Source organism: Ideonella sp. sgz306126 (assembly GCF_056032705.1).
In genome coordinates, this window is record NZ_JBVYWP010000008.1 from 61,700 (window position 1) to 72,375 (window position 10,676).

Here is a 10,676-nt window from a genome sequence, read left to right on the forward strand (position 1 = left end):
GTCCGTCAGGCCTCAGGCCAGCGAGCCGCCAGCCGACTCGATCGCCGCCTTGGCGCCGGCGGTGGCGCCGATCCCCTTCAGCGTGACCTTTTTGGCCAACTCGCCGGACTTGATCACCTTGACGTTCTTCACGCGCTGAGCCACCAGGCCCGCTTGCTTGAGCGTCAGCAGATCGACCTCGTCGGCGCCCAGCGCCTGGAGTTCGCCGAGCGTGATTTCAGCGTTGTACTTCAGCAGCGCCGACTTGAAGCCACGCTTGGGCAGGCGACGCTGAAGCGGCATTTGGCCACCCTCGAAGCCCACCTTGTGATAGCCGCCAGCGCGCGACTTCTGACCCTTGTGGCCACGTCCCGCCGTCTTGCCCAGGCCCGAGCCGATGCCGCGGCCGACACGGCGCTTGGCGTGCTTGGCGCCGGTGGCCGGCTTGATGGTATTGAGTTGCATGGTGCTCTTCCTCGATCGCTTCGGCGCTTACAGCACCTGGACCAGGTAGGAAATCTTGTTGATCATGCCGCGCACCGAAGGGGTGTCCTCCAGCACGGACTGGCTGTTCATGCGGCGCAGGCCCAGGCCGCGAACCGTATCGCGATGCGACTGCTTGCAGCCGATGGGGCTCTTGACCAGTTTGACCGTCAGGGTCTTCTTGTCTTGCGTCATTGAATGGTTCTCCTGCGCCTGATCAGCTGAAGATCTCTTCAACCGATTTGCCGCGCTTGGCTGCCACCGCGGCCGGCGTGGTCGAGCGCTTCAGCGCGTCCAGCGTGGCACGCACCATGTTGTAGGCATTCGAGGTGCCGTGGCTCTTCGCGACGATGTCGGTGATGCCCAGCACTTCGAACACGGCACGCATCGGACCGCCGGCAATGATGCCGGTACCCGCCGGTGCGGGCATCATCAGGACGCGGGCCGCGCCATGCTCGCCTTCCACCTTGTGGTGGATCGTGCCGTTCTTCAACGACACCTTGATCATGTTGCGACGCGCCGAGTCCATGGCCTTCTGCACCGACACCGGCACTTCCTTGGCCTTGCCCTTGCCCATGCCGACCCGGCCATCGCCGTCGCCGACCACGGTCAGCGCTGCGAAACTCAGCGTACGCCCCCCCTTGACGACCTTGGTGACGCGGTTGACCGCAATCATCTTTTCCTTCAGGCCGTCGTCATTGCCTTCGGTCTGGGCGCGAGGTTGAAACTTTGCCATTTCGATATTCCTTGTGCCGGGCGATCAGAACTGCAGGCCGGCTTCGCGAGCCGCCTCGGCCAGCGCCTTGACGCGGCCGTGGTAAGCAAAACCGGCCCGGTCGAACGCCACCTTCTCGACACCCGCCGCCTTCGCGGCCTCGGCGACGCGCTTGCCCACCAGGGCGGCCGCGGCCGCATTGCCACCGTTGCCACCGAGTTGCTCGCGCACTGCCTTTTCGGCCGTGGAAGCCGAAGCGACCACCTTGGTGCCGCATTCGGAAATGACGCTGGCGTAGATGTGCAGGTTGGAGCGGAAGACCGTCAGACGTGCGACGCCTTGCTTGGCAATGCGTTCGCGCGTTTGACGCGCACGACGCAGACGCTGCTCTTTCTTGTTCAGCATGGTGCGGCTCCTTATTTCTTCTTGGTCTCTTTGAGGACCACGCGCTCATCGGCGTAGCGGATACCCTTGCCCTTGTAGGGCTCGGGGGGCCGGATCGCGCGCACTTCAGCGGCAATCTGACCCACCACTTGACGATCAGCACCCTTGATCAGGATTTCCGTCGGCGTCGCAGTGGCCACGGAAATGCCGACAGGCATGTCCTTGACGACCGGATGCGAAAACCCGATCTGCAGGTTCAGCTTCTGGCCCTGGGCCTGGGCACGAAAGCCCACGCCGACCAGCGTCAGCTTCTTCTCGAAGCCCTTGCTGACACCGTTGATCATGTTGCTCAGCAGCGCGCGCATCGTGCCGCTCATGGCATCGGCTTCCACCGAGTCATTCGCGGGAGCGACTTGCAGCACGCCGGCATCATTCTTGATCGTGACGAGCGTATGAGCCGGACGCACCAGGGTGCCATTGGCCCCCTTGACGGTGATCTGGTCTCCGGCGATCTGGACGTCCACACCCTTGGGGACGGCGATCGGCATTTTTCCAACGCGGGACATTGCCTTGACTCCTTCCCGTTAGGCCACGTAGCAGAGCACTTCGCCACCGACACCGGTAGCGCGCGCCTTGCGATCGGTCATCACGCCCTTGGGAGTGGTGACGATGGCGACACCCAGACCATTCATGACCTGGGGAATGGTGTCACGACCGCGGTAGATCCGCAGGCCGGGACGACTGACACGTTCGATGCGCTCGATGACCGGACGGCCAGCGTAGTACTTCAACGCGATTTCGAGTTCGCTCTTGCCGCTGTCACCCTTGACGGCGAAGGCATCGATATAGCCCTCATCCTTCAGCACCTGGGCAATGGCCACTTTCAGCTTCGAAGCCGGCATCGAAACCGAAGCCTTCTCAACTGCCTGCGCATTGCGGATGCGGGTCAGCATGTCGGCGATGGGATCACTCATGCTCATGGTGTTATCTCCTGTTCGCCTTGATTACCAGCTGGCCTTGATCACGCCGGGGATGTCACCCTTGAAAGCGAGATCGCGGATTTTGCTGCGTGCCAGCCCAAACTTACGGAAGGTGCCACGCGGACGCCCGGTCAGCCCGCAGCGGTTGCGCTGACGGGTCGGGTTCGCGTTGCGGGGCAGCTTTTGCAACTCCAGACGAGCCGCGTAGCGCTCGTCTTCCGACTTCTTGGCGTCGTCGATGATGGCCTTGAGTTCCGCGTATTTCTTCGCGTACTTGAGCACCAGCTTCGCACGCTTTTCTTCGCGCTGAATGAGGGAAAGTTTAGCCACAGGTCACCTCAGTTCTTGAACGGGAAGCGGAACGCGGCGAGCAGCGCCTTGCACTCGTCGTCGGTCTTCGCCGTGGTCGTGAAGGAAATGTTCATGCCACGGATCGCGTCGATCTTGTCGTACTCGATTTCCGGGAAAATGATCTGTTCCTTGACGCCGATGTTGTAGTTGCCGCGACCGTCGAACGAACGGCCGGAGATGCCGCGGAAGTCACGCACCCGAGGCAAGGCCACGGTGACGAAACGGTCCAGGAATTCGAACATGCGGGCACCGCGCAGCGTGACCATGCAACCGATGGGCACGCCGTCACGGATCTTGAAGCCGGCGATGGCCTTCTTCGACTTGGTGACCACCGGCTTCTGGCCGGCAATCTTGGTCAGATCGCCGACGGCGTGATCCATGACCTTCTTGTCGGCGACGGCCTCGCTGACACCCATGTTCAGCGTGATCTTGGTCAGGCGCGGCACTTCCATCATCGACTTGTAGCCAAACTTGGCCATCATGTCGGGAACCACCGTCGCCTTGTAGAACGCCTGCAGTCGCGCGACCACGGCGGCTTGTTGCTGTTGACTCATGCTCGGATCCCCGCCTTAAGCCTTGATCTCTTCACCGCTGGACTTGTAAACGCGAACGCGCTTGCCATCGGCCAGAGTCTTGATGCCCACACGGTCGCCCTTGCCGGCCGCCGCGTTCCAGATGGCCACGTTCGACTGGTGGATCGGCATGGTCTTGTCCACCACGCCGCCGGTCGTGCCCTTCATCGGGTTCGGCTTGACATGCTTCTTCACCATGTTGACGCCCTCGACCACCACATGGTCGTCGTCAACACGCAGCGTCACCGTGCCACGCTTGCCCTTGTCGCGGCCCGTGAGCACCACGACATGGTCGCCTTTGCGAATCTTGTTCATCGCGTTTCCTTTACTCGGGGCGGGTGCTTCAGAGCACCTCGGGCGCCAGCGACACGATCTTCATGAAGCGCTCGGTGCGCAACTCGCGCGTCACCGGCCCGAAGATGCGGGTGCCGATCGGCTCCAGCTTGGCATTGAGCAGCACGGCGGCATTGCCGTCGAACTTGACCAGCGAGCCATCCTGACGGCGCACGCCCTTGGCGGTGCGAACCACCACGGCGCTGTAGACCTCGCCCTTCTTGACGCGGCCGCGCGGCGCTGCTTCCTTGATGCTCACCTTGATGATGTCGCCGATACCGGCGTAGCGACGCTTGGAGCCGCCCAGCACCTTGATGCACATGACGGACTTCGCGCCCGTGTTGTCCGCGACGTCAAGCCGCGATTGCATTTGAATCATGTCTGTGTCCCCAACTTGCTCCCGATGTGCAGCGCCCCTATGGCACCACCTCAACGGTCAGTATTGGTCCCGTCTTGCTGAAGCAACCTTGCGATCACCTCAGCCGCTTGGGCTGAAACCCGCCAGCGTCGAATTCGGTGCGGTGTTGCGAACCTGGCATGGTGTTTTGACGCGGGGCCAAAAGCCAGATTTCCTGCACTGAACGTCGCCACTGACCGGCGAAGCTGTTGATTATGCAGCAAGCGAGCGACCGAAGTCAACAGCCTGCGCCATGTTTTTGTGGAGCCCGCTCACGCAGGCTCCGGATCAGCCCTTTGGATCAGAGCCCACGGGCCTGCGCCAGCAGGGTCTCGGCGTCGCTGACCTCGAACTTGCCCGGGCCCTCGATGTTCAGTGACTTGACGACGCCATCGACCACCAGCATGGAGTAGCGCTGCGACCGCACCCCCATGCCCTTGGCCGTGAGGTCCAGCACCAGGCCGGTGGCTGTCGTGAAGGCCGCGGAGCCGTCGGCCATCATGCGCAGCTTGCCGGCGGTCTTCTGGTCGCGGCCCCAGGCCCCCATCACGAACGCGTCGTTGACGGACACGCACCAGATCTCGTCGACGCCAGCGGCACGCAGCGCGTCGGCCTGCGCCAGGTAGCCCGGCACATGCTGCGCCGAACAGGTCGGCGTGAACGCGCCCGGCAGGGCGAAGATGGCCAGCGTCTTGCCGGCTGCCGCCTTGGCGATGTCGAAACTGTTCGGCCCCAGGCTGCAGCCCTGGCCTTCGACTTCGATGAATTCCTGCAGGCTGCCGGCGGGCAGCCGGTCTCCGACTTTGAGCATGATGTGTCTCCGTGGTGCGCTCGTTGCCAAGCGCCATAGAAAAAGGCCGGCCGCCAGTATTCCAGCGTTCCGGCCTCCGTGTCGGCTGCCGGGGCGCAAGACCCCAACCCCGACGGGCGCTCAGGCGATCAGACCAACCGGGCCTTCTCGACCAGACGGGTCACGACCCAGTTCTTGGTCTTGGACAACGGACGGGTCTCGGCGATTTCCACCATGTCGCCCATGTGGAACTCACCCTTCTCGTCATGCGCGTGGTACTTGCGCGAGCGGGCCACGATCTTGCCGTAGAGCTCGTGCTTGACGCGGCGCTCGACCAGAACGGTCACCGTCTTGGCCCGCTTGTCGCTGACCACCCGGCCGACCAGCGTCCGGGTATTGGTGGCGGCCGCTTGGGTGGCTTCTTGAGCTTGGGTCATTTCGCAGCTCCCTTCTTCTTTTCGGCCAGGATGGTCTTGGCGCGCGCAATGTCACGACGGGTGTTGCCCAACGTGGCGTGGTTGCTCAGTTGCTGGGTGCCTTTTTGCATGCGCAGGCCGAAGTGCGCCTTCAGGAGGTCAGCGACTTCCTTTTCCAGCGCGGCCACGTCCTTGGCTCGCAGTTCAGATGCTTTCATGATGTGCTGTCCTTGGGTCAACGCTCATTAAGCGCCGAGCTGGCGAGCCACGAAGGTGCAGCGCAGCGGCAGCTTGGCAGCAGCCAGCGTGAACGCTTCGCGAGCAAGCGCTTCGGGAACGCCGTTGATCTCGTAGAGCACCTTGCCCGGCTGAATCTCAGCCACGTAGTACTCGGGGTTGCCCTTGCCGTTGCCCATACGGACTTCGGCAGGCTTTTGCGAGATCGGCTTGTCCGGGAAGATGCGGATGAAGATGCGGCCACCGCGCTTGATATGGCGCGAAATGGCACGGCGGGCGGCTTCGATCTGGCGGGCTGTCAGGCGACCGCGCTCGGTCGCCTTCAGGCCGAAATCGCCAAACGACACCGCGGCGCCACGGGTGGCGACGCCAGTGTTGCGACCCTTCTGTTCCTTACGGTATTTGCGACGTGCTGGTTGCAGCATGCTTATTCTCCTTTGCCTTCGCCAGCAGCCGGGGCCGCAGCGACCTTGCGCACGCGCTTGACCGCGGCAGGCGCCGCGCCAGGAGCGGCATCGGCCGGACCCGGACGCGCCGCGCCACGATCACCCGCGGGACGGTCAGCCCCCGGACGACCACGGCCAGCCGGAGCGCCCGGACGGGTGTTGCGACGCGGACGGCGATCATCCTCGGCACCCGCCGGCGTGTTGATCACCGGCGCGTCGCCGTTGGCCAGGCGATCGCCACGGTAGACCCAGACCTTCACGCCGATCACGCCATAGGTCGTCTTGGCTTCGGAGAAGCCGTAGTCGATGTCGGCCTTCAGGGTGTGCAAGGGCACGCGGCCTTCGCGGTACCACTCGGTGCGGGCGATTTCGATGCCGTTCAGGCGGCCGGCGGACATGATCTTGATGCCCTGGGCGCCCAGGCGCATCGCGTTCTGCATCGCACGCTTCATCGCGCGGCGGAACATGATGCGCTTCTCGAGCTGCTGGGTGATCGAGTCGGCGATCAGCTGGGCATCGATTTCGGGCTTGCGCACTTCCTCGATGTTCACCGCCACCGGCACGCCCAGACGCTTGGTCAGTTCGGCCTTCAGCGCCTCGATGTCTTCGCCCTTCTTGCCGATCACCACGCCCGGGCGGGCGGAGTAGATCGTGATGCGGGCATTCTTGGCGGGGCGCTCGATCAGGATGCGCGAGACGGCCGCATTCTTCAGCTTGGCCTTGAGGTATTCGCGCACATCAAGGTCTTCGGCCAGCATCGTGGCGAAGTTCTTGCTGTTCGCATACCAGCGCGACGCCCAGGCACGGGTGACGGGCAGGCGGAAGCCGGTCGGATGGATTTTCTGTCCCATGGTCTTCCTCAGTTCCCGACGGTCACGTAGATGTGGCAGGTACCCTTGCTGATGCGGTTGCCACGGCCCTTGGCGCGGGCCGAGAAACGCTTCAGCGTGGTGCCTTGCTCCACATAGATCGAGGTGACCTTCAGTTCGTCGATATCGGCGCCGTCGTTGTGCTCGGCGTTGGCGATGGCGCTCTCGAGCGCCTTCTTGACGATGCCGGCGGCCTTCTTCTGGGTGAAGGTCAGGATGTTCAGAGCCTGGTCCACCTTTTTGCCGCGGACCAGGTCCGCCACCAGGCGGCCCTTGTCGGCAGAGAGGCGGACGCCACGAACGATTGCTTTGGTTTCCATCGTCGTGTTCCTTATTTCTTGGCCTTCTTGTCCGCGGGGTGGCCCTTGAACGTACGGGTCAGCGCGAACTCGCCCAGCTTGTGGCCGACCATCTGGTCGGTCACATACACGGGCACATGCTGCTTGCCGTTGTGAACGGCAATCGTCAGGCCGATGAAGTCGGGCAGGATGGTGGAACGGCGCGACCAGGTCTTGATCGGCTTCTTGTCCTTCACGGCAACGGCCTTTTCAGCCTTGGCCAGAAGGTGGTGGTCCACGAAGGGACCCTTCTTGAGTGAACGTGCCATGGTCCAGCCCTTACTTCTTGCGACGCGAAACGATGAACGTCTGCGTGCGCTTGTTGTTGCGAGTACGGTAGCCCTTGGTCAGGGTGTTCCACGGCGACACCGGAGCCTGGCCTTCGCCCGTACGACCTTCGCCACCACCGTGCGGGTGGTCGACCGGGTTCATGGCGGTGCCGCGGACGGTCGGGCGGATGCCCTTCCAGCGGATCGCACCGGCCTTGCCGTACTGACGCAAGCTGTGCTCTTCGTTGCTCACCTCACCGATGGTGGCGCGGCAATCGATGTGGATCTTGCGGACCTCACCCGAACGCAGGCGAACCTGCGAATAGGTGCCTTCGCGCGCCATCAGCGTGACCGAGGTGCCTGCCGAGCGGGCGATCTGGGCACCCTTGCCTGGCAGCATCTCGACGCAGTGGATGATCGAGCCCACCGGAATGTTTCGGATCGGCAGCGTGTTGCCCGCCTTGATCGGCGCCTCGGCGCCGCTCAGGATGGTGGCGCCCACTTCAAGACCGCGCGGGGCGATGATGTAGCGGCGCTCGCCATCGGCGTAGCACACCAGCGCGATGTGAGCCGTGCGGTTCGGGTCGTACTCGATGCGCTCGACCTTCGCCGGAATGGCGTCCTTGTTGCGCTTGAAGTCGACCACGCGATAGTGGTGCTTGTGGCCGCCACCCTTGTGGCGAATCGTGATGTGGCCGTTGTTGTTGCGGCCCGAATTCTGCTTCTGGGGTTCCAGCAGCGAGGCTTCCGGAGCGCCCTTGTGCAGGTGCTTGTGCACCACCTTCACGACGGCACGGCGGCCGGCGGAGGTCGGTTTGACTTTGACGACAGCCATGATTTACGCGGCCTCCCCGGAGAAGTTCAGCTCTTGTCCCGCCTTCAGCGAGACATAGGCCTTCTTGACGTGGTCACGGCGGCCCATGTTCTTGCCAAAGCGCTTGACCTTGCCCTTGACGTTGACCATGTTGACGGCCTCGACCTCGACCTTGAACAGCAGTTCGACCGCCGCCTTGATCTCGGGCTTGGTGGCATCGCGCAAGACCTTGAACAGGACTTGGTTGTGCTTCTCGGCAACCTGGGTGGCCTTTTCGGAAATCACCGGGGCGACCAGCACCTGGGCCAGACGGCCCTCATTGAACTTGGCGCTCATGCGAACATCTCCTTGAGCTGCTCGATCGCGGCCTTGGTCACCAGCACCTTCTTGTAGAAGACCAGCGACAGGGGATCGGCGTAACGCGGCTCGACGACGAGCACGTTGGCCAGGTTGCGCGAGGCCAGGATCATGTTGTCGTCGACGCTGTCGGCGATCACCATCACCGAGCTCAGGCCCATGGCCTTGAACTTGGCGGCCAATTGCTTGGTCTTGGGCGAATCCACCGTCAGCGAATCCACCACCGCCAGGCGGCCATCGCGGGCCAGCTGCGACAGGATGGCCGCCATGCCGGCGCGGTACATCTTCTTGTTGACCTTCTGCGAGAAGTTCTCGTCCGGGCTGTTCGGGAAGGTGCGACCACCGCCACGCCACAGCGGCGACGACGTCATACCGGCACGAGCGCGGCCGGTGCCCTTCTGGCGGAACGGCTTCTTGGTCGAGTGATGAACCGCCTCGCGGTTCTTCTGGGCGCGGGTGCCCTGGCGCGCGTTGGCCTGGTAGGCCACAACGATCTGGTGAACCAGCGCTTCGTTGTAGTCACGGGCGAACACGGTATCGGGAGCGTCCACCTTGGAGGTGGCCTGGCCTTGTTCGTTCAGGAGCTCGAGTTGCATCAGTTGGCTCCCTTCTTGGCCTTGACCTTGACGGCCGGCCGCACGACCACATGGCCGTTCTTGGAGCCCGGCACGGCGCCGCGCACCAGCAGCAGCTGGCGGGCTTCGTCAATGCGAACGATGTCCAGGTTCTGGGTGGTGACCGTGTCGTCCCCCAGATGGCCGGACATCTTCTTGCCCGGGAACACGCGACCCGGATCCTGCGCCATCGAGATCGAACCCGGCACGTTGTGCGAACGGCTGTTGCCGTGCGACGCGCGCTGCGAGCCGAAGTGGTGACGCTTGATGGTGCCCGTGAAGCCCTTGCCGATCGACGTACCCTGCACGTCGACCTTCTGGCCCGCTGCGAACAGCGTGACGGGCACGCTGGCGCCCGGCTGGTACTCGGCCGCCACGGCGGCGTCGACACGGAATTCCTTGAGGATCTCACCGGCTTCAACGCCCGCCTTCGCGAGGTGGCCAGCTTCCGGCTTGGTCACGCGCGATGCCTTGCGCGTACCGAACGCCACTTGAAGGGCGCTGTAGCCGTCGTTCTCAACGGTCTTGACCTGAGCCACGCGGTTGTTGGACACATCCAGCACGGTCACGGGAATGGCGTCGCCATCGTCCGTGAACACGCGCATCATGCCCACCTTGCGGCCCAGCAATCCGAGGCGATTGCTTAGACTCATGTTTCTTCTCCGCCCCCCTGGCCCGAAAGCGTCAAGAGGCTGGGTTTCACAAGTTCGACATCGATTGGCCGAACTGACTGGTGTCGCACAGCGCCGAGATTTTCACCCCTGCGCCGCACGGAGACGGCAAAGGGGCGGCCCTTGAAGACCACCCCTTTAGCCGGAAAAGCTTGCGAGTATAACCAGCACCGAACAAACCCGCAAGGGGCCTGTCCAGGCGCCAGTCAGGCTCACTGCAGCTTGATCTCGACGTCCACGCCGGCCGGCAGATCCAGCTTCATCAGCGCATCGACGGTCTTGTCGGTCGGGTCGACGATGTCCATCAGCCGCTGGTGGGTGCGGATTTCGAACTGGTCGCGCGAGCTCTTGTTGACGTGCGGCGAGCGCAGGATGTCGAAGCGCTGCATGCGGGTCGGCAGCGGCACGGGGCCGCGGACGATCGCGCCGGTGCGCTTGGCCGTGTCGACGATTTCGAGGGCCGACTGGTCGATCAGCTTGTAATCGAAGGCCTTGAGACGGATACGGATCTTTTGTTTGGTGGACATGTCCGTTCCTTACTCGATGATCTTGGCGACGACGCCGGCGCCGACGGTGCGGCCACCCTCACGGATGGCGAAGCGCAGGCCTTCTTCCATCGCGATCGGGGCGATCAGCTTGACGGTGATGCTGACGTTGTCGC

The 10,676-nt window shown here is 63.5% G+C and carries 23 protein-coding genes; all 23 read right to left on the reverse strand.

What is annotated here, in order from left to right:
- Positions 1-12: 12 nt before the first annotated feature.
- On the reverse strand, positions 13-444 hold the full coding sequence (gene rplO / locus AC0N04_RS17660; RefSeq protein ID WP_474283795.1) for a 50S ribosomal protein L15: 432 nt from the start codon (positions 442-444) through the stop codon (positions 13-15).
- A 27-nt stretch (positions 445-471) separates the two neighbouring features.
- Complete coding sequence (gene rpmD / locus AC0N04_RS17665; protein WP_474283797.1) at positions 472-657, reverse strand: 50S ribosomal protein L30; 186 nt, start codon at positions 655-657, stop codon at positions 472-474.
- A gap of 22 nt (positions 658-679) precedes the next feature.
- Positions 680-1,198 (reverse strand): 30S ribosomal protein S5, encoded by a 519-nt coding sequence (rpsE, locus tag AC0N04_RS17670; protein WP_474283799.1) that lies wholly within the window; start codon positions 1,196-1,198, stop codon positions 680-682.
- 24 nt (positions 1,199-1,222) lie between these two features.
- Positions 1,223-1,582, reverse strand: a complete 360-nt coding sequence (rplR, locus tag AC0N04_RS17675; RefSeq protein ID WP_474283801.1) for a 50S ribosomal protein L18 — start codon at positions 1,580-1,582, stop codon at positions 1,223-1,225.
- 11 nt (positions 1,583-1,593) lie between these two features.
- Complete coding sequence (rplF, locus tag AC0N04_RS17680; RefSeq protein WP_474283803.1) at positions 1,594-2,127, reverse strand: 50S ribosomal protein L6; 534 nt, start codon at positions 2,125-2,127, stop codon at positions 1,594-1,596.
- Between the two features lie 18 nt (positions 2,128-2,145).
- Entirely contained in the window at positions 2,146-2,541 is a 396-nt protein-coding gene (gene rpsH / locus AC0N04_RS17685; RefSeq protein WP_474283805.1) for a 30S ribosomal protein S8, read from the reverse strand.
- A 24-nt stretch (positions 2,542-2,565) separates the two neighbouring features.
- Positions 2,566-2,871, reverse strand: a complete 306-nt coding sequence (rpsN, locus tag AC0N04_RS17690; RefSeq protein ID WP_474283807.1) for a 30S ribosomal protein S14 — start codon at positions 2,869-2,871, stop codon at positions 2,566-2,568.
- 8 nt (positions 2,872-2,879) lie between these two features.
- Positions 2,880-3,446 (reverse strand): 50S ribosomal protein L5, encoded by a 567-nt coding sequence (rplE, locus tag AC0N04_RS17695; RefSeq protein ID WP_474283809.1) that lies wholly within the window; start codon positions 3,444-3,446, stop codon positions 2,880-2,882.
- Between the two features lie 15 nt (positions 3,447-3,461).
- Positions 3,462-3,779, reverse strand: a complete 318-nt coding sequence (gene rplX / locus AC0N04_RS17700) for a 50S ribosomal protein L24 (protein WP_474283811.1) — start codon at positions 3,777-3,779, stop codon at positions 3,462-3,464.
- A gap of 28 nt (positions 3,780-3,807) precedes the next feature.
- On the reverse strand, positions 3,808-4,176 hold the full coding sequence (gene rplN, locus AC0N04_RS17705) for a 50S ribosomal protein L14 (protein ID WP_088286487.1): 369 nt from the start codon (positions 4,174-4,176) through the stop codon (positions 3,808-3,810).
- A gap of 319 nt (positions 4,177-4,495) precedes the next feature.
- Positions 4,496-5,005, reverse strand: a complete 510-nt coding sequence (locus tag AC0N04_RS17710; RefSeq protein WP_474283814.1) for a redoxin family protein — start codon at positions 5,003-5,005, stop codon at positions 4,496-4,498.
- A 128-nt stretch (positions 5,006-5,133) separates the two neighbouring features.
- Positions 5,134-5,421 (reverse strand): 30S ribosomal protein S17, encoded by a 288-nt coding sequence (gene rpsQ, locus AC0N04_RS17715; RefSeq protein ID WP_474283816.1) that lies wholly within the window; start codon positions 5,419-5,421, stop codon positions 5,134-5,136.
- On the reverse strand, positions 5,418-5,618 hold the full coding sequence (gene rpmC / locus AC0N04_RS17720; RefSeq protein ID WP_474283818.1) for a 50S ribosomal protein L29: 201 nt from the start codon (positions 5,616-5,618) through the stop codon (positions 5,418-5,420). The genes rpsQ and rpmC overlap by 4 nt, the downstream gene beginning before the upstream one ends.
- A gap of 27 nt (positions 5,619-5,645) precedes the next feature.
- Positions 5,646-6,062, reverse strand: a complete 417-nt coding sequence (gene rplP / locus AC0N04_RS17725; protein WP_474283820.1) for a 50S ribosomal protein L16 — start codon at positions 6,060-6,062, stop codon at positions 5,646-5,648.
- 2 nt (positions 6,063-6,064) lie between these two features.
- Positions 6,065-6,934 (reverse strand): 30S ribosomal protein S3, encoded by an 870-nt coding sequence (gene rpsC / locus AC0N04_RS17730; RefSeq protein ID WP_474283822.1) that lies wholly within the window; start codon positions 6,932-6,934, stop codon positions 6,065-6,067.
- A gap of 8 nt (positions 6,935-6,942) precedes the next feature.
- Entirely contained in the window at positions 6,943-7,272 is a 330-nt protein-coding gene (gene rplV / locus AC0N04_RS17735) for a 50S ribosomal protein L22 (protein WP_474283824.1), read from the reverse strand.
- A gap of 11 nt (positions 7,273-7,283) precedes the next feature.
- Entirely contained in the window at positions 7,284-7,559 is a 276-nt protein-coding gene (gene rpsS, locus AC0N04_RS17740; RefSeq protein ID WP_474283826.1) for a 30S ribosomal protein S19, read from the reverse strand.
- Positions 7,560-7,569: 10 nt separating this feature from the next.
- The gene (gene rplB / locus AC0N04_RS17745; protein ID WP_474283828.1) at positions 7,570-8,394 is read right to left on the reverse strand and encodes a 50S ribosomal protein L2; all 825 of its coding nucleotides are present in this window, start codon (positions 8,392-8,394) and stop codon (positions 7,570-7,572) included.
- A gap of 3 nt (positions 8,395-8,397) precedes the next feature.
- The gene (gene rplW / locus AC0N04_RS17750; protein WP_474283830.1) at positions 8,398-8,709 is read right to left on the reverse strand and encodes a 50S ribosomal protein L23; all 312 of its coding nucleotides are present in this window, start codon (positions 8,707-8,709) and stop codon (positions 8,398-8,400) included.
- Positions 8,706-9,326 (reverse strand): 50S ribosomal protein L4, encoded by a 621-nt coding sequence (rplD, locus tag AC0N04_RS17755; protein ID WP_474283832.1) that lies wholly within the window; start codon positions 9,324-9,326, stop codon positions 8,706-8,708. Before rplD ends, rplW begins: the two co-directional genes overlap by 4 nt.
- Positions 9,326-9,997 carry a 50S ribosomal protein L3 gene (gene rplC / locus AC0N04_RS17760; RefSeq protein ID WP_474283834.1) on the reverse strand — a complete coding sequence of 224 codons (672 nt, stop codon included), beginning with the start codon at positions 9,995-9,997 and terminating at the stop codon, positions 9,326-9,328. Before rplC ends, rplD begins: the two co-directional genes overlap by 1 nt.
- A gap of 230 nt (positions 9,998-10,227) precedes the next feature.
- Complete coding sequence (gene rpsJ, locus AC0N04_RS17765) at positions 10,228-10,542, reverse strand: 30S ribosomal protein S10 (protein ID WP_474283836.1); 315 nt, start codon at positions 10,540-10,542, stop codon at positions 10,228-10,230.
- A 9-nt stretch (positions 10,543-10,551) separates the two neighbouring features.
- Positions 10,552-10,676: EF-Tu C-terminal domain-related protein (locus tag AC0N04_RS17770; protein WP_074987834.1), on the reverse strand; the 125-nt coding region annotated here is incomplete at its 5' end.